At 59.9% G+C, this 21657-nt stretch carries 17 protein-coding genes; 8 read left to right on the top strand and 9 right to left on the bottom strand.

Features of this window, described 5'->3' with window-relative positions; genetic code table 11:
• Positions 1 to 35 precede the first annotated feature (35 nt).
• From PSH90_RS02485 to orn, 4 genes are all read right to left on the bottom strand, one after another.
• Complete coding sequence (locus PSH90_RS02485) at positions 36 to 2555, bottom strand: hypothetical protein (protein WP_305382083.1); 2520 nt, start codon at positions 2553 to 2555, stop codon at positions 36 to 38.
• Between the two features lie 185 nt (positions 2556 to 2740).
• A complete protein-coding gene (locus tag PSH90_RS02480) occupies positions 2741 to 3766 on the bottom strand; it encodes a hypothetical protein (RefSeq protein WP_150741669.1) in 1026 nt (341 codons plus the stop codon).
• 177 nt (positions 3767 to 3943) lie between these two features.
• Entirely contained in the window at positions 3944 to 4558 is a 615-nt protein-coding gene (locus PSH90_RS02475) for a trimeric intracellular cation channel family protein (protein ID WP_177342722.1), read from the bottom strand.
• 102 nt (positions 4559 to 4660) lie between these two features.
• Positions 4661 to 5203 carry an oligoribonuclease gene (gene orn / locus PSH90_RS02470; RefSeq protein ID WP_016771957.1) on the bottom strand — a complete coding sequence of 181 codons (543 nt, stop codon included), beginning with the start codon at positions 5201 to 5203 and terminating at the stop codon, positions 4661 to 4663.
• Between the two features lie 107 nt (positions 5204 to 5310).
• On the opposite strand from orn, the gene rsgA reads away from it, so the two are divergent.
• The 3 genes from rsgA to PSH90_RS02455 all read left to right on the top strand — a co-directional run bounded on the left by rsgA (position 5311) and on the right by PSH90_RS02455 (position 8100).
• Positions 5311 to 6342: a small ribosomal subunit biogenesis GTPase RsgA gene (gene rsgA, locus PSH90_RS02465; RefSeq protein WP_024011360.1), complete on the top strand. Its 1032-nt coding sequence runs from the start codon at positions 5311 to 5313 to the stop codon at positions 6340 to 6342.
• A 313-nt stretch (positions 6343 to 6655) separates the two neighbouring features.
• On the top strand, positions 6656 to 7615 hold the full coding sequence (locus tag PSH90_RS02460) for a caspase family protein (protein ID WP_056787534.1): 960 nt from the start codon (positions 6656 to 6658) through the stop codon (positions 7613 to 7615).
• Positions 7615 to 8100, top strand: a complete 486-nt coding sequence (locus tag PSH90_RS02455; protein ID WP_122748035.1) for a toll/interleukin-1 receptor domain-containing protein — start codon at positions 7615 to 7617, stop codon at positions 8098 to 8100. Before PSH90_RS02460 ends, PSH90_RS02455 begins: the two co-directional genes overlap by 1 nt.
• Before the next feature lie 59 nt (positions 8101 to 8159).
• Here PSH90_RS02455 and motB read toward each other — a convergent pair whose 3' ends face one another.
• Complete coding sequence (gene motB / locus PSH90_RS02450) at positions 8160 to 9200, bottom strand: flagellar motor protein MotB (RefSeq protein WP_073471668.1); 1041 nt, start codon at positions 9198 to 9200, stop codon at positions 8160 to 8162.
• Positions 9201 to 9203: 3 nt separating this feature from the next.
• Positions 9204 to 10055, bottom strand: a complete 852-nt coding sequence (motA, locus tag PSH90_RS02445; protein ID WP_024011357.1) for a flagellar motor stator protein MotA — start codon at positions 10053 to 10055, stop codon at positions 9204 to 9206.
• Between the two features lie 166 nt (positions 10056 to 10221).
• Here motA and PSH90_RS02440 point away from each other — a divergent pair, with 166 nt between their 5' ends.
• The 4 genes from PSH90_RS02440 to PSH90_RS02425 all read left to right on the top strand — a co-directional run bounded on the left by PSH90_RS02440 (position 10222) and on the right by PSH90_RS02425 (position 15312).
• The gene (locus PSH90_RS02440; protein WP_305382082.1) at positions 10222 to 11760 is read left to right on the top strand and encodes an HDOD domain-containing protein; all 1539 of its coding nucleotides are present in this window, start codon (positions 10222 to 10224) and stop codon (positions 11758 to 11760) included.
• Positions 11761 to 11802: 42 nt separating this feature from the next.
• A complete protein-coding gene (rhdA, locus tag PSH90_RS02435) occupies positions 11803 to 12618 on the top strand; it encodes a thiosulfate sulfurtransferase (RefSeq protein ID WP_076565369.1) in 816 nt (271 codons plus the stop codon).
• An 18-nt stretch (positions 12619 to 12636) separates the two neighbouring features.
• Positions 12637 to 13497 (top strand): archaetidylserine decarboxylase, encoded by an 861-nt coding sequence (gene asd / locus PSH90_RS02430; RefSeq protein WP_024011354.1) that lies wholly within the window; start codon positions 12637 to 12639, stop codon positions 13495 to 13497.
• A 66-nt stretch (positions 13498 to 13563) separates the two neighbouring features.
• The gene (locus tag PSH90_RS02425) at positions 13564 to 15312 is read left to right on the top strand and encodes a molecular chaperone (RefSeq protein ID WP_305382081.1); all 1749 of its coding nucleotides are present in this window, start codon (positions 13564 to 13566) and stop codon (positions 15310 to 15312) included.
• Between the two features lie 91 nt (positions 15313 to 15403).
• Here PSH90_RS02425 and serB read toward each other — a convergent pair whose 3' ends face one another.
• Positions 15404 to 16618 carry a phosphoserine phosphatase SerB gene (serB, locus tag PSH90_RS02420; RefSeq protein WP_041477650.1) on the bottom strand — a complete coding sequence of 405 codons (1215 nt, stop codon included), beginning with the start codon at positions 16616 to 16618 and terminating at the stop codon, positions 15404 to 15406.
• Between the two features lie 134 nt (positions 16619 to 16752).
• Between serB and PSH90_RS02415 the strand changes: the two genes are divergently transcribed.
• Entirely contained in the window at positions 16753 to 18264 is a 1512-nt protein-coding gene (locus PSH90_RS02415) for an AhpA/YtjB family protein (protein ID WP_095180973.1), read from the top strand.
• Positions 18265 to 18495: 231 nt separating this feature from the next.
• Here the strand turns inward: PSH90_RS02415 and PSH90_RS02410 are convergent, their stop codons facing one another.
• Positions 18496 to 19206 (bottom strand): membrane integrity-associated transporter subunit PqiC, encoded by a 711-nt coding sequence (locus PSH90_RS02410; RefSeq protein ID WP_024011350.1) that lies wholly within the window; start codon positions 19204 to 19206, stop codon positions 18496 to 18498.
• Positions 19207 to 19391: 185 nt separating this feature from the next.
• Positions 19392 to 21656: a DNA topoisomerase IV subunit A gene (gene parC, locus PSH90_RS02405; protein ID WP_305382080.1), complete on the bottom strand. Its 2265-nt coding sequence runs from the start codon at positions 21654 to 21656 to the stop codon at positions 19392 to 19394.
• Position 21657 lies beyond the last annotated feature (1 nt).

Genomic DNA, 21657 nt, shown 5'->3' with positions numbered 1-21657 from the left:
TGGCAGCGTGATCGATCCGTTACTTTCGACAACACTCAGTCGCTATCTGGACCTGTCGAAAATCCGCTCTCCGATGACTCACTATCGGAATCAACGTCTGAAACTGTTTCTTCCGTTTGGATTTCCACTTTCCGGTCCATACTGGAATTTTCAAGATATTGATTAATCCGCCGCATCGACTCGTCACTCAGCGGATTGTTCAATAAACCAACATATAGATCTTGAGTATCCGGAATATCGAACAGATCGCCCCCTACGTCTGAGATATTATTATCCTGTAACGCCATGACCCGAAGATCTCCGAGCCTGTCTATACCGGAAGGAAGGCTGGAGAGATTGGCGTTATATAACATCAACTCGGTCAAACCTGTCATGAAGCCTACATGCGGAGCAACTGTCAGAGGGTTGTTGGCCAGATTCAACAAAGTGAGCGTCTCGATCCTGGACACACCTTCAGCCGTCGCTTCAGATAATTCAAGCGAGCAATCGTCCAGCACCAGTTGACGCAACTGGCGCATTTGGAATATCCCTGACGGGAAGTCCTCCATTTTTATGCCAGTGACCATCAAATATTGAACATTGGGAAAACTGTCAAAAAAAGCGCCGATGCGTGCGCCTGGCGTTTCCACAGTCAATATCAACTCTGTTACATAGTCGAACCTGGCGGATAATCTTGGTAACTCACCAGTAAAATCGACATGATGGGAAAAATGATAGTCACCGTAACCCCATCTCGAAACCGACTTGCGTCGCCAGATATCTTGCAGTTTTGCGCTAAATTGCTCGCGAGCCGGGCGCTGTTCTGCGATCTGCATTGCGTCCTGCGAAGAGTCCGCTTGGGTCGATAATCCTTCCGCACTCCAGATCGCCAATTCATTGCGCAATATTGCGAGGTCTGTCTCCAGGCGCGCTAAAACTGTGGACGGCTCAGATCCCAGGCGCTCGGAAACGAACGCGGCCAACTCCTTGTCATCAAGTTGCGGATAGAGGCTACGGACACGTTCCACAACGGATCCTGTCAACATCGGGTTGACATCGCCGCCGCCTCGCAGCCCCGCTTGCGCGTATTGGGCGCTGGCCGGAACAGCCGTTACCTGCACCGGTGCCAGTCCCAACAATTCGCTCACGCGTTGGCGCGACGGCAATGGCTGTGCGCGTACCAGTTGCCGCAGCGCCGCACCACCGCCCTGCGCTACACCGAGCAACTGGCGCTGCCCGGGCAGTAAAAGGCGCCAGACGGCGGCATACAGATCCATCCGATCCTGGGGGGACGCGATGCCGCTGCGTTGGATAACGTAGCCTTCATGCTGACGAATCAATATGTGACGCACTGGCGATCGAGCATCGCCAATAGCACTCAATGACTCACCCTCTGACGCTTGCAGACGAATCTCGATACGAATCTGTCGCGGCCACTGATCAAGCTGCCCGAGCATCTGCAAAGCCAGTTGGTCACTGTCCAGACTGGCTACCGCATCCAGATAGATTCCTTCGCACGCCCTGGCGAGACGCACCTCGCGTAGCGCCACCAGCGTTTTTTCTGCCATGTGCCTCGGCATTCCCGGCCGCAGGCGCAAATGCCTATGGTCGGCGGCACTGGCCTCTCGCCACAATGCCTGAGCAATCGTCTTGGGCAGATGAGGAAAAATCCGTCGCATCTGCAATGTGTTGTCATCGCAATCGAGTTCGAACGCCCGCTCGCTCTGCTCAAAGAGCAAAGCGCGGGACTGTTCGATAACGCGCTCGCTCAGATCAGTTGCCTGTAGCGTTAACAAAGCCTGCAGTTGTGAATCGGCCTGCGCACGCACGGTCGGATCGGAATGTTGCACTTGGGTGATGAACTGGCGGATCTTTTGATCGAGGGCGAAGCGTCTCGCTGTGTCCTGCAGCAATGCCAGCGAAGCGGGATGAATGTCGGACCTGTGCGCCATCATCGCGTCGACGCCGCTCACGGCAAATATGCGTTGGGTCATCAGTGGAGGGAAATCCTTTATTGAATACTCCGTGCCGGGAAGCTCTGTCGTGCGATTTCGTCCGGTAAAGACAGTTGCAACTGGATTGGCCGACTCAGGATCATCCAGCGGATGCCACAAACGGCCCTCGCTGTCAGGCCTCAACAGCGGACCGGAAGGATGCAGTTCTCTGGCATGTGTGGCGCGAAACAGGCCGCTCTCGGGGTCTCGGACCACTTGTACGATGTGATTGTCAGCGACGGCAACATACTGACGCTGCTTCATGATTGCGATGCCCCATGCATCGGTCTCGTCGAGACGCTCTTGCGTGGGTATCCAGTAGTTCTCCAGCGAATTCCTTGCGGACACACTTGCGAACTCGTCGATCGTGGAATATTTCGGCCTCGTGCTCACACTGATGACAGGCAACACTGCAAGCGAATCTGAAGAAGATGGCGAAGGCAAGGGTCCCTGATGATGTGCAACAGTCGAATGCGGCATTGTCGAAGACGGGTTCAGAGCCCGGGGCAGGCCATACCCGCTGGACTCGATGGGTCTGGTTGGGGCAGATACAGGTTTGATTTTCGGCGGTTTGCCAGTCATGAATGCTCATCCTTGAGGAGTGGTGACGCTGGCCACACATCGCTGCGGGGCCAGCGCAAGACATCAGATAAAGCACTTTCGTGCATATGCCTGATCATCGAACATGGCAGCTTATCTGCAGCCGCGATGCCAAACGCATATACAGCTACTACATCCCAAGACATTGCATCAATGGATGATGAAACTCAGCCTCGCTGAAGAGACAAATTGCGCTCATAAAAACTCACGCGAATCGCCAACTTATGCCCGGTACCATATTCATCGATAGCGATAAAGTAGAGGACACTTCCATATTTTTGCGCACCGGTATTTTCCGAGTATTCGGATAACGCCTGCACAATAGTGAGTTCTCCGTCGCTTTGCGTATTTACTTTGTAATGCTTGTGATTCCATGTTTGCGCATCGCCGGTGAAAGCATATACAAACGGATCACCCCTATCAGGCAAGGTGACGGTCACACTGGTTTTTTCGGGACGGACGAAAATGCACTTCATATAATTGGTTTTGATTTCGTTAAGCCTGTTCCCGCCCGCAAAATCGAGGTTTTCGCCCTCTTCAGCCCCCTCGACCATCCAATCGACCAGGCGGATTTGCTTCCCGTCCGGGTACAGCCCCAGATGGTACTTCCAGATACGATTACCAGGCGACTCATTACCAATCCTGTTCTGATACAACTGAAAGACTCCATATGTCGCAGGCTTTTCAGCCTCCAGAGTCACGCTGCTGTAATGAACACTGACAGGGGTGGTTCCGTTGCTCAAAATCCTCTCCCCGTTGAGAGACAGGCGCGCACCGACCTCAGTCGTTCCGGCGCTCGACGAGGAAACCCAGAACGTACGCACCTGTGGATGTACGCTGTCATTCTCAAGATCATCATCGTGCCTGTCCAAGGCATCCGGTGCAGGCCGTGCCTCACGCGTAAACCGCCCTTGGACTGCGCTCGCGACCCAACCATCGCGCAAGGTCTTGCCGGTCGCGTAATGAATAAGCTGGATGCTTTCCATTACATCTTCCGGTACATGCACAGCGTTGCCGTCGGCGTCTACTCCGGCAACCAGCACCTGAACTTTGACTTGCATCCGGCCATTAGCAAAAAGTGCCCTGCTTTGAGTGTTATCACTGGCGTCAAACTTGACCTTCAGACTGGACAACCCCACAAGAACGGGCGAAGTGCTTTGTTGATTACCTGTAGCGTCCATGCTTTCACTCATAATACAGTTCCTCCGTGAGAATATAACTTGATAGTGACATCGAAAACATGTCAGCAAAAAAAGTTACATACCCACCGAGAAAATATCAAAGTGAAAAGTGTAAGAAATATGCGCGCACCAGCCGCCGGCAACTCATTTGCCTTTAAACCAGCCTCCAATACACCAACGCAAGAATGATCAATGTTCGTCGTTATAGACGAACTTCGGCATTTCCCAATGGAAACGGATGGCCAGCAGACGTAACAGGAACCCGCCAAATAAAGTGATCAGAATGGCTTGTTCGCCCGGCACATTTATATAGAGACAAAACATGTAGCACCATGCCGCAGCGAATGAAACACTGGCATAAAGTTCGCGGCGAAATATCAGCGGAATGTCATTGCAGAAAATGTCGCGCAGGATGCCGCCGAACACACCGGTGATGACGCCGCTGACCGAGGCCACCAGCATGCCGTGGCCCATTTCCAGCGCTGTCATGCAACCGATCAAGGTAAATGCCACCAGCCCCACCGCGTCGAGCACCAGAAACAGCGAGCGCAGGTGGCGCATCCAGCGCGCAGCGAATACGGTGAACATCGCTGCCACCGAGGTCAGCACCAGATATTCCGGATGTTTGACCCAGGTCAGCGGGTAGTGCCCGAGCAACACGTCGCGCACCGAACCGCCACCGAGCGCGGTGATGCAGGCGATCAGCACCACGCCGAACCAGTCCATGCCTCGTCGTCCGGCGGACAGCGCGCCAGTCATGGCTTCGGCGGTAATGGCGATCAGATAGAGCATCAGCAACATGATGGCAGTCCAGGCAGGAAGGCGCGCAGTCTAGCCATTTCGGCGCCGCACCAGAAGAGGGCGCGCCTCTCGCGAGCAGGCTCGCGAAGGCGGAAAGCCGCTCCCTCAGAACTTGATGAAGTGCTTGCGGTAATGCTGCAACTCGGCGATCGATTCGCGAATGTCGTCCAGCGCCAGGTGCGTGCTGCCCTTCTTGAAGCTGTCGCGCACATCCGGAGCCCAGCGCGCGGCCAGTTCCTTGAGCGTGGAGACGTCGAGGTTGCGATAGTGGAAGTAGCTTTCCAGCGCCTTCATGTGGGTATAAAGGAAGCGACGATCCTGGCAGATGCTATTGCCGCAGATCGGCGACTTGCCCTTCGGCACCCACTTTTCCAGAAAGGCGATGGTCTCAGCTTCTGCCTCAGCCATGCTGATGCGGCTGTCGCGCACACGCTGGGTCAGACCGGAGTTGCCGTGGGTGCGGGTATTCCACTCGTCCATGCGCGCGAGCACTTCGTCGCTATGGTGGATGGCAATCACCGGACCTTCAGCCAATGTGTTCAGCTCACTGTCGGTAACGATAGTGGCCATTTCGATGATGACATCGTTGTCCGGGTCCAGACCGGTCATTTCCAGGTCGATCCAGATCAGGTTCTGCGGGTTTTGCATATTCGGGCTCCTAGGCAATGCTGCGCAGTTTAGCCTAGGCCGATGGCCGGGCGTGCTAAACTCGCGGCCGTTTTACCTAATCGCTGCATTCTTCAGACGGAACACCCATGGCCAAACGCCAACTCAATCGTCGTCAAAACTGGCGCATCGAAAAGATCCAGGGCGAGCGCGCCGCACGCGCCGCCAAACGCGAGTCCTCGGCGGTCGAAGCCCTCGAGGGCGGCGACCTTGGCCCAGAGCAACACGGCCTGGTGATCGCCCACTTCGGCGTGCAGGTCGAAGTCGAAGCCGTCGACGGCGAACTCGCCGGTCAAGTGTTCCGTTGCCACTTGCGCGCCAACCTGCCAGCGCTGGTCACTGGCGACAAAGTGGTCTGGCGCGCCGGCAACCAAGGCATTGGCGTGATCGTCGCGCAACTGCCGCGCAGCACCGAACTGTGCCGCCCCGACAGTCGTGGCCAGCTCAAGCCGGTTGCCGCCAACGTCGACATGATCGTCATCGTTTTCGCGCCGCTGCCCGAGCCTCACGCCAACCTGATCGACCGCTATCTGGTCGCCGCCGAACATGCCGGTATCCGCCCGCTTCTGCTGCTGAACAAATTCGACCTGATCGACGAGCAGAACGCCCCGGCGCTGAACGCGTTGCTGGCGGTGTACCGCACGCTGGGTTATCCGGTGCTGGAAGTCTCGGCCCACCACGGCGACGGCATGGAGCAACTGCAAAAGCAGCTCGACGGGCGCATCAGCGTGTTCGTAGGCCAGTCCGGCGTCGGCAAGTCGTCGCTGGTCAACAGCCTGCTGCCGGAAGTCGAAACCCGCGTCGGGCCGTTGTCGGAATTGTCCGGTCAGGGCACGCACACCACCACCACCGCGCGCCTGTTCCACTTCCCTGGCGGCGGCGAACTGATCGACTCCCCGGGCATCCGTGAATTCGGTCTGGGCCACGTCAGCCGCGCCGATGTCGAAGCCGGTTTCATCGAGTTCGATGACCTGCTCGGCACTTGCCGTTTCCGCGACTGCAAGCACGACCGCGAACCGGGTTGCGCGCTGCTCAAGGCGCTGGAAGATGGGCGCATCCAGCAGCAACGGATGAACAGCTATCGCTCGATCATCGCCAGCCTGCCCGAAAACGGTTATTAAACAGTCGCGCCGGCAGCCCCGCACCACGGGCTGCCGGTTGTCGGACCGCATCTGAATCAGTTCTCCCCCACTTAAACATAAGCCTCTGCCGTAGGCTTTTGCGCGGCTGCTTGCAGGACTTTTCTGTTTTGCCGCGCAGCCCTTGTAGGTCTCTGCCAGCGGCCTACATTCCTTTCCTCCTTCGCTCACAGCGACCTTCGAGGAAAGCCATGCCAACCTGTGTTTTATTCATCCGCCATTCGTCTCGCTACATCCACGCGTGCAGTGCCCACAGCATCGTCGGCGCGATCCGCCTGCACACGGTGGTATAAGCATGCGCAAGGCACTGTTCATCGGCATCAACGATTACACGCATATCGGCGGCCTGAGCGGCTGTTGCAACGACGCCATGGCCATGGCTTCGGTGCTGAAAACCAATGCCAACGGCGACCCCAACTTCAAGAATGTCGTGTTGACGTCCGCCGAGGATTATTTGAGCCGGCAAAAACTCGAAGACCAGATCCGCGAGTTGTTTTCCGGGGACTGCAACGTGGCTCTGCTGTATTTCGCCGGCCATGGCGGTTTCGACGCCGACACTGACGAAGGCATGTTGATCGCGCAGGACTACCGCAACGCCAAGGACGGCATCCGCATCAGCGACATCCTCAACTGGGCGGACAAAGCCACGCGGATCAAAAACAAAGTGATCATCCTCGACTGCTGCGAGAGCGGTTCGGCCGGCGAAGTGCGCGCCTTGCGCAGCGAGAGCAGCATGGTCAGCGAGGGTATGACGATCCTCACCGCCTGCAAAAAAGCCGAGCCGGCAATGGAGGGCGCGCAGCACGGCGTGTTCACCGGCCTGCTCCTGCAAGCGCTGCACGGCGGCGCGGCGAATATCCTCGGCAAAATCACCCCCGGCAGTCTGTATTCCTTTGTCGACAACGCCCTCGGCGCCTGGGAACAGCGTCCGGTGTTCAAGACCAATGTGTCGCAGTTCATTTCCCTGCGCGAAGTCTCGCCGCTGATCCCCAAGGAGATCCTGCGCAAATTGCCGGACTGGTTCGCCGAAGCCGAATCGGTCTACCCGCTCGACCCCAGCCATGAGCCCACCGAAAAGGCGTTCGTGCCTGAGCACGGCGAGGTCTTCGCCCAGTTGCAGAAGTGCAACCGCCACAGCCTGATCGAGCCGGTCGACGCCGAGCACATGTACTACGCCGCCCTCAACTCCACCGGCTGCCGCCTGACGGCACTCGGCGCCTATTACCGCGAACTCGCCCTCAAAGGACATTTCTGATGCCAGTCTTTATCAGCTACCGCCATATGGATCGCGCTCATGCGATTGCCATCAATACCCGTCTGACCCAGGCGAAGATCAGGACTTACCTCGACGTGCTGGATCCGGAATCGCAGACCACCGATGACATCACCGGGGTCATTACCCGCAACATCACCGAGTGCACGCATCTGCTGGCGGTGGTGTCGGAGACAACAGCACTGTCGTGGTGGGTGCCTTTCGAAATTGGCGAGGCGACGATCAGCAATCGGCGGATCTGTACGTTCAAGACCGGGCCGGCGCAATTGCCGATCTATCTGGACAAATGGCCGAAGCTGAGCACGGCCAGCGATCTGGATTTCTTCATCGATGCGTATCGGGATGAGGTGTCGAACCAGCGCTCGATAACCCTGGACTCGTTCAGCGACTCGGTGAAAGGGGCGTACAAGCGCGATGCAGAGATGTTTCATGAACAGCTGAAGAACCGGATTCGTCGGGGATTCTGAGACTGTGCCGGCCTGTGATAGCCACAAAAAAGCCGACATCACTGTCGGCTTTTTTTAACTCACTGCTTCGGCGCAGGCGCCGCCCCACCCGGCTCAGCCGGTTTCGGCGCCGCATCGTCAAACAGATTCAACCGCTCGCGCAACTCGTGAGCCGGCACTGGCTGTTTGTCCGCCGGCAACGCATTCGGATCAACCGGGGCTGCCGGAGCAGCACCGTTCTGCCCCTGATCCGCCGGTTTCGCTGCCTCAGGCCCCTGCGCACCTTCGATGGCGGCCTGGGCTTTCTTGGTCAGCACGACAATATCGATCCGGCGGTTGACCGGGTTGAACGGATTTTCCCGATCGAACAACGCCGATGAGGCATAACCGACCACCCGCGCCACCTGCGCATCCGGATAGCTGCCCGCGACCAAGGCACGGCGAGCCGCGTTGGCGCGGTTGGCCGAGAGCTCCCAGTTGCCGTAGTCGCCAGTGCCAATGTACGGCTTGGCGTCGGTGTGGCCGCTGATGCTGATCTTGTTCGGCACCGCTTTGATGGTGTCGGCCATGGCCAGCAGGATGTCTTCGAAGTACGGTTTCAGGCGTGCGGAACCTGAGTCGAACATCGGCCGGTTCTCGGCGTCCATGATCTGGATGCGCAAGCCGTTCGGGGTGATTTCGAAGAGGATCTGATCCTTGAACTTCTGCAGTTGCGGGTTCTCGTCGACCTTGTTCTGCAGTTCTTGCAGGAGCAGTTCGAGACGCTCCTTCTCGACCTGCTCGGCCATGCCTTCAACCTGATCGGTGTCGACCGTGACCTTGTCCGGTTGCGGTTGCGACTTCACTTCCGGGTTGAGAGTGTTTTCCGGCGCCAGGGTCGGCGTGCCACCCAAGTCGATGATGTACGGCGTGCCGCTTTCGGAGAAGCCGACCGGGTCCTTGAAATAACCGGCGATGGCGATCTTCTGTTCCGGCGTAGCGGTGGACAGCAGCCACAGCACGAGGAAGAACGCCATCATCGCCGTGGCAAAGTCGGCGAAGGCGATTTTCCACGCCCCGCCGTGGTGCCCGGCGGCAATGCGCTTGACGCGCTTGACGATGATCGGCTGATTATTTTCCATGACTTAGCGACCGCGAACCGCTTGTTCCAGCTCGGCGAAGCTTGGACGGTGCGCCGGGTACAGAACCTTGCGCCCGAACTCGACCGCCAGGGACGGCGGCATGCCGGACGCCGAAGCCACCAGCGAGGCCTTGATGGCTTCGTAGACGTTGAGCTCTTCCTTGGCATCGTGGGCCAGGGAATGCGCCAGCGGACCGAAGAAACCGTATGCCGCGAGAATACCGAAGAAGGTACCGACCAGTGCCGCACCCACGTGCAGACCGATCGACGCCTGGTCGCCCTCGCCCAGCGAGGCCATGGTCACCACGATACCGAGTACCGCCGCAACGATACCGAAACCGGGCATGCCGTCGGCGATGCCGTTGACTGCGTGCGATGGGTGCTCGAGGTCTTCCTTGAGGCTGTACAGTTCCATGTCGAACAGGCCTTCCAGTTCGTGCGGAGCCATGTTGCCGGAGGACATGATGCGCAGGTAATCGCAGACGAACGCGGTCATGCGTTCATCCTTGAGCACCGCCGGGTACTTGGCGAAGATCGGGCTCGCGGCGGCATCTTCGATGTCGCCTTCGATCGCCATCATGCCTTCACGGCGGCTCTTGTTGAGGATTTCGTAGATCAGCCCAAGCACTTCCAGGTAGAAGGTGTGGGTGAAGCGCGAACCGAACATGCTCAGGGATTTCTTGAGCACGTGCATCGTCATGTAACCGGGGTTGGCCTGGAGAAATGCGCCGAGGGCCGCACCGCCGATGATCATCACCTCGAAGGGCTGGATCAGAGCGGCAATCTTGCCGTGGGAGAGCACGTATCCGCCGAGCACGCTCGCGAATACGACGATGATGCCGATAATTTTAGCCATAGGTAGAAGGTACTTGTTTAAGTCGGGTTCAAGGTCATATTCGGAAGTTAAAAAATCTCTTCTTCTACTTATCGGCAAAACTGCGCCAGACTATAGCCAGTTCAGGCGAAAAGCCAATTTAGCCCATGCCGGGCGCGTCTACAGTCAGTGAAGATCTCGTCCAGACATGGCTAATGAAACGAACATTCCATCGGTAATACCGACCACGCTCCAGGCTTGGGTCAAGCTGCTCGACAGCGTCCGCCTGCCCGTACCACAAGAGGCTCACGACAAAGTCTGCCGGGCGATCCGCGACAATCGCAGCTCGCTGCGCGACATCGCCGATCTGATGCAGGACAGCCCGGCGCTGGCCTTGAGCGTCATCCGTGAGGCGAATCGTCACACCCACGGCACCATGGCCGCGCCGGCGGAAAATCTTGAGGTGGCAATCAATCGCCTGGGCCTTGCCCGCACCGAAGAATTGCTCGCGCGCCTGCCCGCCGAACCGCACCGGCAAATCCCCAAGGGTTTGCGCCAATTGCAACTGATCAGCCAACACGCGACACAACAGGCCAACGGTTTTTTTGCCAGTCGCCTCGCGCGGCTGTGGCAGGACATTCATTGGGGCAGCTTGCTGTTTTTGTCGCCGCTGTGGCCCTTGGCACTGACGTATCCGCAGTTGCTCGAGGAGTGGGAACTGCGCGTGATCCACAAGGGCGAGTCGGCACGTGTGGTCGAAAAGCAATTGTTCGGCGTGCGCCTGTTGAAGATCGCCGAGGCACTGGTCCACGCCTGGCATCTGCCGATCTGGGTCGAGCAAGGCTACAAATTGCTGCTCAGCGAACAACGCGAACTGGTCAAAGTGCTGCGCATCGCCCGTGACAGCGAGCACCCGCTGCGCCAGCAGAATCGCCTCGACGATGATCCGACGCTACGCCGCTGGCTCAACCAGCCGGCCAATACCGTGCTGCTGGCCAACGGCCTGGCGCTGTCGGCGCAACAGGCCTGGGACAGTCTGCACAGCAAGCGCTGGCAGTACCTGACCAGCCTCTATCTGCAGATTTCCATGGACGAAGTGCAGCAACAGTTGCACCAGCAAGCGGCGAACAGCGCGCGTCAGCATGCGATGCCCGATTTGTGGCACCCGGCGGTTTCGCTGATCTGGCCGTGGGGCACTCGTCGCTTGCCGGCCGGCATGCTCCCGGCAGCAGCGCCGAATGCGGATGACTTGGGCCAGTGGCGTCGGCAATGCGCCGAACTGCTCGCCGAACCCAGCCGCTTCACCAATGCCATGAGCCTGACCGTCGCCGCCCGCGAGGCACTGGTGGCCAGCGGCATGCGCCGGGTGATGATTCTGATGGCCGACCGCACGCACTCGACCCTGCGCGTACACCAGACCGCCGGTTTGCCGAAGGATGCGGCGGCGCTGAGTTTTGTCGTCAGCCAGAGCAAAGTCCTGCAACGCCTGCTCGCTCAGCAGGCACAGGTGCGGATCACGCCGGAGAACAACGCACAATTCTCGGCCTTGTTACCGGCGAGCCTGCGCACGCTGTTTCGTGGCGAACATCTGTTTCTGCGTTCATTGGTCAACAATGGTCGGGTGATCATGATCGTCGTTGCCGATCAGGGCGGCGGCCCCTTCGCCGACATCACTGTGCAAGCCTTCGGCAAAACCGCGCAGTGCATCGAAAAAGCCCTGCACAGCTTTAGCAGCCGTGGCCAATGAGCCTGCGCTACAATCCTCCCCTTTGTGCTCTGGAGACCTCACATGTCTGACTTCTCTGGCTTGCCGCTTGTCATCGAGCCGAGCGACCTGCTGCCGCGTCTGGAGTCCCCGGAACTGATCCTGGTGGACCTGACCAGCCCTGCCCGGTATGCCGAAGGTCACTTGCCCGGCGCACGTTTTGTCGACCCGAAACGCACCCAGCTCGGCCAGCCACCGGCCCCCGGGCTGATGCCGGCGAAGGCCGATCTGGAAGCGTTGTTTGGTGAGCTCGGTCATCGCAAAGACGCGGTCTACGTGGTGTATGACGATGAGGGCGGCGGCTGGGCCGGGCGTTTCATCTGGCTGCTCGATGTCATTGGCCACGACAAGTACCACTATATAGACGGTGGTCTTCCGGCCTGGCTGGCGGACGGCATGCCCATGTCGATTCAGGTGCCGGCCGCCGTCGGTGGCCCAGTGTCGCTGACCCTGCACGACGAACCGACCGCCACCCGCGAATACCTGCAAAGCCGTCTCGGCGCGGCCGATCTGGCGATCTGGGACGCGCGTGGGCCGCTGGAATATTCCGGCGAGAAAGTCCTCGCCGCCAAGGGTGGCCACATCCCCGGTGCGGTCAATTTCGAATGGACTGCCGGCATGGACCAGACGCGTCAGTTGCGTATCCGCAGCGACATGCCGCAGATCCTCGAAAACCTCGGGATCACCAAGGACAAGGAAATCATTACCCACTGCCAGACCCATCACCGGTCGGGCTTCACTTATCTGGTGGCCAAAGCCCTCGGTTATCCGCGGGTCAAGGGCTACGCCGGTTCCTGGGGCGAATGGGGCAACCACCCTGACACGCCAGTCGAGATTTAAGGTTTTTAAGGACAACTAATGAAAGAGCGTCTGTTTATCCTCAGCCAGTACCTGCTGCCGCATCACCTGCTGTCGCGCCTGGCCGGCTGCATCGCCGAATGCCGCGTGCGCTGGTTCAAGAATGCCTTCACGCAATGGTTTGCCAAGCGTTATCAAGTGGACATGTCGCAAGCACTGGTCGAAGACCTGACCGCTTACGAGCACTTCAACGCCTTCTTCACGCGTGCTCTGAAAGACGGCGCGCGTCCACTGGACGAGACGCCGGGCGCGATCCTCAGCCCGGCCGACGGTGCGGTCAGCCAGCTCGGCCCGATCGAGCACGGTCGTGTGTTCCAGGCCAAGGGCCACAGCTTCAGCGTGCTGGAGTTGCTCGGCGGGGATGCGGCCAACGCAGCGCCGTTCATGGGCGGCGACTTCGCTACCATTTACCTGTCGCCTAAGGACTACCACCGCGTGCACATGCCGCTGGCCGGCACCCTGCGCGAAATGGTCTACATCCCGGGCCGCATTTTCTCGGTGAACCAGACCACTGCCGAAAACGTCCCGGAGCTGTTCGCCCGCAACGAGCGCGTGGCGTGCATTTTCGACACCGAACGCGGGCCGATGGCCGTGGTGCTGGTCGGTGCGATGATTGTCGCTTCGATCGAAACCGTGTGGGCCGGTCTGGTCACGCCACCGAAGCGCGAGCTGAAAACCTTCCGCTACGACGAAGCCGCACGCGCACCGATTCATCTGGAAAAAGGCGCGGAACTTGGGCGCTTCAAGCTCGGTTCGACGGCGATCGTGCTGTTTGGCCCGGATCAGGTGAAGTGGGCGGAAGAGCTGGTGGCCGGTTCACCCGTGCAGATGGGCCAAGGTCTGGCACTGCCAAAAGCGTGACTCTGTTCGCGGAAGCAGCCGAGGCTGCTTCCGCAAACTGCGGCATTTGCTGCTATGGTTTTGCTCATGAGCCAGACCAACTTTTCTCCCAAGCTGCGCGCTCCGACTCCCACGCAAACACGCCTGTCGTTCTGCGACGCCAGCCCGCGCGACCTCAAGCGCTGGATCGCCAGCCTGCCCAAAGCCAACATCGGCGAAACCGCCCGCCTGCTGTATCAAGGCCTCGGCGAACTGAACCTGTTGCTCACTCCCAGCGACAATCGCCTGCAATTGCTTGAGCTGCTGCGGCCCGAGGTGTATTTCGTCTGCCAGCATCTGGAACGGCATTTTCTGCATCAGGCGATCATGCTCGATGAGCGCTCGCGCAAAGTCAGCAACCTGTGTCAGGCGCTGCAAGGTCAGTTGGCCATCGGCTATAAACAGATCGTTCTGCGCATCCTGCCCAAATACAGCAAGGATCGCGCGACGTTGGTCGGCACCGCCTTGCAACGCGCCGCGCATGCCCTCAAGGCGCAACTGGTGCGCGCCACGCAGCTGTACAGTTCACCGCCGGAACACGTGTGGTTCGAATTGCATCAGCTGTATCGCAGCGCTGCGCAATTACAGCTGCAACAACGGCGGCTGCGCGATGATCTGGCGTTTTTGACCAGCGAACTGAGCGTCGAACAGACCTACATCGCCGCGCTGCTATTGGGCAGTGCCCGTTGCAATCAATTACGCCAGAGTCAGATTGCTCGGCTGGCCGAGGTGATCGAGCCGTGGAGCGCCCTGCTCAAACTGCATCCCGGCCGCGCCGACGACGGTTTGTTCGCCATCAGCCCGGAACTGGATGTTGGTCCACGCTACCGCAAGATGTTTCGCAGCGAACAACAGAGCGGGCTGCTGGGCTTCGACCCGCAGCCCTTGGTCAAGCAGCTCGAAACGCACCTGCTGCAGCAGCCGACTTCACCCCCCCTGCCTGTTTCCGCCGGTCTCAGCATCGATACCCTGCAACATCTGCACGCGACCTGGGGCCAGGCTGCCGAACGCAGTTTTCAGCGCAGCGCCGGCCAGGGCACATTGACCGTGTGCGTCGGCATGAGCGCCCTGCACTTCTACCTCGGCGGCGAGCGCACCTTCAGCGAGTTGCTCAAACATCCCGGTGCCCGCGCGGCAAATTTCAGCAGCGTCGTGGCCAACGGCGAAAAGGACAGCTGGAGTCAGGCGTTCGACGCTGCCCCGCAAAGTAACGATGAGCTGTTGCCGTACGAGGAAATCCAGTACGACCAGCTGAGCGAGGATGAAGGCCCCGGCAACGCGCCGAATTATCCGACTTACGCCTTGCCGGTGATCAACCACAGCCCCGGCGGCTATTGCCTGGCCTGGCCGAGCGAGGTGCCGGCGGAATTGCAGGCCGGGGAAATGCTCGGCATTCAGGACAGCGAGAGCAACGGCTGGAGCATTGCGGTGATTCGCTGGATCCGCCAGGTGCGCGGCAGCGGCACACAGATGGGCATTGAACTGGTTGCGCCACACGCGCAGCCGTGCGGGCTGCAACTGGTTCGTTCCAAGGACGATCACAGCCATTATCTGCGCGGTTTGCTGTTGCCGGAGATCAGCGCGATCGATGTGCCGGCCACCGTGCTTGCACCGCGCCTGCCGTTTCAGGAAGGCAACAAGGTATTGATCAACACCCAGGGCGAAGAACACCGCGCCGGGCTGGATCGGCGGGTGGCGAGTACGCACAGCTTCAACCAGTTCGCCTATCGCTCGCTGGATCCTGCGCAGAATGGCGGGGGTGAGGAGGATTTTGATTCGTTGTGGAATTCGCTTTAGAGCAAAAGATCGCAGCCTTCGGCAGCTCCTACAGGGAAATGCATTCCAAATGTAGGAGCTGCCGAAGGCTGCGATCTTTGTGCTTTGTCAGTTACAACTGCCCGTCACGATCCCGGAAACCCAGCAGATACAACACACCATCCAGCCCCAGCGTTGAAATCGCCTGCTTCGCCGACTGCTTGACCAACGGTTTGGCGCGGAACGCCACGCCCAGCCCGGCAATCGCCAGCATCGGCAAGTCGTTGGCGCCGTCGCCGACAGCAATGGTCTGCTCCAGACGCAGCCCTTCCTTGTGCGCCAGCTCCTTGAGCAGATCAGCCTTGCGCTGCGCATCGACAATCGGCTCGATCGCCACGCCGGTGCACTTGCCGTCGACCACTTCCAGCTCGTTGGCGAACACGTAGTCGATGCCAAGCCTGGCTTGCAGTTGCTTGGCGAAATAAGTGAAGCCGCCGGACAGGATGGCGGTTTTGTAGCCAAGGCGCTTGAGTTCGGCGAACAGGGTTTCAGCGCCTTCGGTCAGGCGCAGCGAGGCGCCGATCGAGTCGAGCACGCTGACGTCGAGGCCCTTGAGCAGCGCCAGACGCTCCTTGAAGCTGGCGCGGAAATCCAGTTCACCGGCCATGGCGCGCTCGGTGATTTCCGAAACCCGGTCACCCACGCCGGCCGCTTTGGCCAGCTCATCGATGACTTCCGCTTCGATCAGCGTCGAGTCCATGTCGAACACCGCCAGACGCCGGTTGCGACGGAACAGCGAGTCTTCCTGGAAGGCGATGTCGACGTTCAATTCCTGGGCAACGCTGAGGAATTCGGCGCGCAAAGCCTGCGGATCGGCGGCTTCGCCGCGCACGGAAAACTCGATGCAACCCTTGCCCTTGTCGGCCGGCGTGTCCAGCGGCATGCGCCCCGACAGACGGTCGATATGGTCGATGTTCAAGCCATATTTGGCGGTGATCGCGCTGACCGCCTGCAACTGGCCGGCTGTGACTTTGCGCGTCAGCAGGGTAACGATATGGCGTTTCTTGCCCTGATTGCCCACCCACTGCTGGTAATCCTCTTCGGACACCGGGGTGAAACGCACTTGCTGATCCAGTTCGTAGCCCTTGAACAGGATGTCCTTGAGCACTGACTTGCCCTGTTCGGAATCGGGAATTTCAACCAGGATGCCGAACGACAGGGTGTCGTGGATCACCGCCTGACCGATGTCGAGAATGTTCACACCACCTTGTGCCAGAACACCGGTGATGGCCGCTGTCAGACCGGGACGGTCGACTCCCGTGATGTTAATCAGGACGATTTCGCGCAACGCGCACCCCCGCAACTGGAAAAAAACCGCATTCTACCCACTTTCAGTGACCATCGGGCACCGCGAGCGCTTTGCCGGTCTGGGGCCTGTCGCTATACTGCGCGTCAACTTCACGGACAAAGAGCCGAGCTCAAGTGAACCGGCCCACGCCAGTCAAAACCGATAACTTCTTCCTGCTGATCTTCCGTGCACTGCGCCATCGCCGTGTACCGATTGCATTGCGCATTGCCAGCCACAACGTGATCCTGGTCGCTCTGGCCCTGGTGATCTATGCCGGGGTGATGGGGCTGCAATTCAAGCAGGCCATGCACGAGCAGGCCGATGCGCTGGGCGAAAGCCTGACCACGCAGACCGCCACCTCCGCCACCGAGCTGCTGGTGTCCAACGACATCCTCAGCCTCAACGTGCTGCTCAACAACCTGACCAAGAACAAACTGGTCGCCCACGCGGCAATCTACAGTGTGGACAACCGCATCCTCGCCGAGTCCGGTCAGCGTCCCAAGCACAGCCTGCTGGGCGAAGCCGAGGGCATGTACGAGAGCAAGATCACTTTCCAGGACGTGACTGCCGGGCAACTGCGCATCAGCCTGGACATGGATCAGTTCCAGCAGCCGATGACCATCAGCCTGCAAAGCATGGGCATTCTGAGCGCAATTCTGCTGGCGCTGTCATTGGCTCTGAGTCTGCGCATGGGCCGCTATCTGTCGACGCCGTTGCTGCAATTGCGCGTGTGGCTGCGCCGGATCGACGCGCACACCCCGGGCATCGATCGCCAGGATGAAATCGGCGATCTGGCGCGCCAGCTGCATGCCAGCTACGCCCCGGAACCGGAGCCTGAGCCCGAACCCGAGCCGGAATTCGCCGAGGAAGAAGACGAGCCTGAATTCGAGGTGCGTAACCTGCGCGATCCGAGCTTCGACGAAAGCCGCCCGCTGGCCGCGAAGAAACCGGCACCGCGTCACCTGGTCAGCACCGTCGAAGACGATGATGACGATGACGCTTTCGCCGACCTGCGCGACGAATCGCTGAACGGCGCCGCCCAACCGCTGACGCGCAAACCGAGCCCTGACGTGCCACAGCACACCGCCGTACTGGCCGTGCAACTGGGTTCGCAGGAACAATTGCGTCGTTTGCCTCGCGCACGTCTGGAAGAATTGCAGGAACGCTATCGCGACTGCCTCGAGCAGGCCGCGTCGCTGTATCAGGGCGAAATCGAAACCCTCAACGATGGCAGCACGCTGTTGCTGTTCCATACCGAAGATTGCGGCGACGACTACCTGACCAATGCCATCTGCTGCGGCGAATTGCTGCGTGCTCTGGGTCATCAGTTGCAGATCGAGGTCGCAGACAGCGGCATCACCCTGCAATTGCAGCTGGGCCTGACCTTGGGCGACGAGTTGTTCGGTCTGAGCCAGATTGATCTGCTGCTGACCGATTCGGCCCAGGATGCACTGGCCTTGTCGCAACACAGCCGCAATCTGCTGCTGGTCGAGCGCAAGATCAGCGATGACACGCTGATCCGCCAGCGTGCGCGGATCCGGCCGATCGCCAGCCCTGAAGGCGCTTGCTGTGTGGAGCGGTTGATGGAGCCGTATCCGTCGATGCTCGAACGGCAACTGGCGCGGATGCATGAGCGCCGGGCGTAAGGCTTAGGCCCGATACGCAAAAGCCCGCAGACGAGTGATTGTCTGCGGGCTTTTTGTTGCCTGCGCTGGCCCCTTCGCGAGCAGGCTCGCTCCCACCAGGTCTGCTCGCCGCCGATCAAATGTGGGAGCGAGCCTGCTCGCGAAGTGGCCAGCGTTGAAGACGAATAATCTCTGCCCCCCAGATACAACAAAGCCCGCACAAGGCGGGCTCTGTTCTGACTCGTTCCAGCCTCAGAAGCGAAACACTTCCATATCGGTACGAATCGGCGAGGCCATTGGAATCTTCGGCTGTTTCTCGGCATCCGCCGCTGGCGCTGCGGGTTTCGGCGCGGCTTTACGCGGTGCCTCGGCCACGGGCGGCTGGTTGGCCAGTGGCTTGAGCGCCACCGACAACTGCTCGGCCAGACGCTGCAACAGAACCCCTTGTGCCTGCACCTGGGACGCGGTGCTGCCGGCGTGCGTTTCCTGCAGGTGAATGATGCGGTTATCGCGCACCTTGCCGCGACGATCGATCAAACGCCATTGCGCATCGAGAATCGCCGGTTGTTTCGCCCCGGAATCCAGACGGGTGATGGTCAGCAGAACCTGCACATCCGGCGTGAATCCGGCAGTAGCAGGCGCCAGCACCACACGCTGACTGTCCAGGTGACCGGCGACCTGACGCATCAGCAGTTGATCGATATCCGACGAAAGGCTGCCAGCCCAACGACCGTCGGTCGCCGCTTGCAGGCTGCCGTCGGGTTGACGTTGCAGCAGGGTTTCGCGTTGCAGGTAATCGGCAACAACTACCGGCCCCAGCAAAACCGCCATGCCTGCGCTTTGCGCAGGCTGAACCGGACTTCCGCTGTCCAGTTGGTACAGCGACACCGGCTGGTGAACGCTGCAACCCGCCAGGCCAAGAACGCCGGCGAGCAACAAAATAAGGGGGCGTAGAGCAGTCATCATCCCGTCCAGGTGGCCGCCACAAGGCTGACCACAGTGAAAATACTCAATAAATATGAAGAACGCTCGGCCACGCCGGCGCTTGAAAGGCCATATCATCCGTGAATATGCGTTCCGACTCCAGCGCCAAAGCGTCGATCTACGCGTTTAATCGCAGATCGAACGCTCTAGGAAGGCGTTCTCGCCTAATTGAGGTTTTCGACGAGCAGCGCATCCACTCTCTGGAAGCCCCGCGGAAGTTTGTTTCCGCGCCGTCCACGCTCACCTTTGTAGTGCTCGAGGTCGTCGGCTTTCAGCGACAGGGTCCGTTTGCCAGCCTGCAATACCAGGGTGGCGCCTTCCGGCAGGACGGCGATGTCCGTGACATATTCTTCGCGACTGGCCACGCGTTCACCGGATATACCGATGATCTTGTTGCCTTTGCCCTTACCTAATTGTGGCAGATCGCTGATTTTGAAGATCAGCAGGCGACCTTCGGTCGTGACCGAGGCCAGCCAGTTCTGCTCACGATCGGCCACAGGGCGCGGCGCGATGACCTTGGCGTTGTTCGGCAGGCTCAACAGGGCCTTGCCGGCCTTGTTCTTCGCTTGCAGGTCTTCGCCTTTGACCACGAAGCCGTAACCGGCATCGGACGCAATCACGTACAGCGCATCGTCTTCGGGCATCAGCACGCATTCGAACGAAGCGCCCGGTGGCGGCGTCAGACGGCCGGTCAAGGGTTCGCCCTGGCCACGGGCCGACGGCAAGGTATGCGCGGCAACCGAGTAGCTGCGACCGGTGGAATCGATGAACACGGCAAACTGGTTGGAGCGCCCCGCCGCCGAGGTCTTGAAGCCATCGCCGGCCTTGTACGACAGACCGGTAGCGTCGATGTCGTGGCCCTTGGCCGAACGCACCCAGCCTTTTTCCGACAGCACGACGGTGACTTTCTCGTTCGGCAGCAGATCGTGTTCGCTCAGCGCCTTGGCTTCGGCGCGCTCGACGATTGGCGAGCGACGGTCGTCGCCGTAGGTTTCGGCGTCTTTGAGCAGCTCGGTGCGCACCAGTTTCTTCAGCTTCGCTTCGCTGCCCAGCAGGGCTTGCAGCTTGGCTTGCTCCTTGAGCAGTTCGTCCTGCTCGTCGCGCAGCTTCATTTCTTCCAGTCGCGCCAACTGACGCAGACGGGTGTCGAGAATGTAGTCGGCCTGGATCTCGCTGAGGGCGAAACGCTCGATGAGCTTGGCTTTCGGGTGTTCCTCGGTGCGGATGATGTGGATCACTTCATCCAGGTTGAGGTAGGCGATCAGCAAACCGTCCAACAGGTGCAGGCGACGCTCGACCTTGTCGAGGCGGAATTGCAGGCGGCGACGCACGGTCAGCACGCGGAATTCCAGCCATTCGACCAGCAGCGCACGGAGGTTTTTCAGCTGCGGCTTGCCGTCCAGACCGATGATGTTGACGTTGACCCGGTAGGTCGACTCCAGCTCGGTGCTGGCGAACAGGTGCTGCATCAGCGCTTCGTGATCGACGCGGCTGTTGACCGGGATGATCACGATGCGGCACGGGTTTTCATGGTCGGATTCGTCACGTAGATCGGCGATCTGCGGCGCTTTCGACGGTTTGGCCTGCATCAGCGCGGCGATCTGCTCCAGCACCTTGGCGCCGGAGACCTGATGCGGCAGCGCGGTGACGATGATGTCGCCGTCCTCGACGTGGTACACGGCGCGCATACGCACCGAGCCCTTGCCAGTTTCGTACATCTTCAGCAGGTCGGCGCGCGGCGTGATGATTTCCGCTTCGGTCGGATAATCCGGACCCTGAATGTGTTCGCAGAGCTGTTCGACCGTGACTTTCGGCTCATCCAGCAAGCGCACGCAGGCGGTGGCGACTTCACGCAGGTTGTGCGGCGGCACATCGGTGGCCATGCCCACGGCGATACCGGTGGTGCCGTTGAGCAGAATGTTCGGCAGGCGCGCCGGCAACACCAGCGGCTCCTGCAGGGTGCCGTCGAAGTTCGGCCCCCAGTCCGCGGTGCCCTGGCCCAGTTCGCTGAGCAGCACTTCGGAATAGCGCGACAGCCGCGCTTCGGTGTAACGCATGGCCGCGAAGGACTTCGGATCGTCCGGCGCACCCCAGTTGCCCTGGCCGTCGACCAGCGTGTAGCGATAGCTGAACGGCTGCGCCATCAGCACCATCGCTTCGTAGCACGCCGAATCGCCGTGGGGGTGGAACTTGCCGAGCACGTCACCGACGGTACGCGCCGATTTCTTGTGCTTGGAATCGGCGTCCAGCCCCAGTTCGCTCATGGCGTAGACGATACGCCGCTGTACCGGCTTCAGGCCGTCGCCGATATGCGGCAAGGCGCGGTCCATGATCACGTACATGGAGTAGTTGAGGTAGGCATTTTCGGTGAAGTCAGCCAGCGAGCGGCGTTCTACACCATCCAGGCTGAGATCAAGGGAGTCGCTCATG

The organism is Pseudomonas sp. FP1762, from assembly GCF_030687105.1.
Lineage (GTDB): Bacteria > Pseudomonadota > Gammaproteobacteria > Pseudomonadales > Pseudomonadaceae > Aquipseudomonas > Aquipseudomonas siliginis.
The sequence above is the reverse complement of the archived record's forward strand: the minus strand, read 5'-3'. Positions and strand labels throughout refer to the sequence as shown.

What these genes read in the sequence shown, in the direction of transcription:
- PSH90_RS02485 (WP_305382083.1), bottom strand. Translation starts at nt 2,555, where the DNA reads ATGACTGGCAAACCGCCGAAAATCAAACCTGTATCTGCCCCAACCAGA.
- PSH90_RS02480 (WP_150741669.1), bottom strand. Translation starts at nt 3,766, where the DNA reads ATGAGTGAAAGCATGGACGCTACAGGTAATCAACAAAGCACTTCGCCC.
- orn (WP_016771957.1), bottom strand. Translation starts at nt 5,203, where the DNA reads ATGCAAAACCCGCAGAACCTGATCTGGATCGACCTGGAAATGACCGGT.
- rsgA (WP_024011360.1), top strand. Translation starts at nt 5,311, where the DNA reads ATGGCCAAACGCCAACTCAATCGTCGTCAAAACTGGCGCATCGAAAAG.
- PSH90_RS02460 (WP_056787534.1), top strand. Translation starts at nt 6,656, where the DNA reads ATGCGCAAGGCACTGTTCATCGGCATCAACGATTACACGCATATCGGC.
- PSH90_RS02455 (WP_122748035.1), top strand. Translation starts at nt 7,615, where the DNA reads ATGCCAGTCTTTATCAGCTACCGCCATATGGATCGCGCTCATGCGATT.
- motB (WP_073471668.1), bottom strand. Translation starts at nt 9,200, where the DNA reads ATGGAAAATAATCAGCCGATCATCGTCAAGCGCGTCAAGCGCATTGCC.
- motA (WP_024011357.1), bottom strand. Translation starts at nt 10,055, where the DNA reads ATGGCTAAAATTATCGGCATCATCGTCGTATTCGCGAGCGTGCTCGGC.
- PSH90_RS02440 (WP_305382082.1), top strand. Translation starts at nt 10,222, where the DNA reads ATGGCTAATGAAACGAACATTCCATCGGTAATACCGACCACGCTCCAG.
- rhdA (WP_076565369.1), top strand. Translation starts at nt 11,803, where the DNA reads ATGTCTGACTTCTCTGGCTTGCCGCTTGTCATCGAGCCGAGCGACCTG.
- asd (WP_024011354.1), top strand. Translation starts at nt 12,637, where the DNA reads ATGAAAGAGCGTCTGTTTATCCTCAGCCAGTACCTGCTGCCGCATCAC.
- PSH90_RS02425 (WP_305382081.1), top strand. Translation starts at nt 13,564, where the DNA reads ATGAGCCAGACCAACTTTTCTCCCAAGCTGCGCGCTCCGACTCCCACG.
- PSH90_RS02410 (WP_024011350.1), bottom strand. Translation starts at nt 19,206, where the DNA reads ATGACTGCTCTACGCCCCCTTATTTTGTTGCTCGCCGGCGTTCTTGGC.
- parC (WP_305382080.1), bottom strand. Translation starts at nt 21,656, where the DNA reads ATGAGCGACTCCCTTGATCTCAGCCTGGATGGTGTAGAACGCCGCTCG.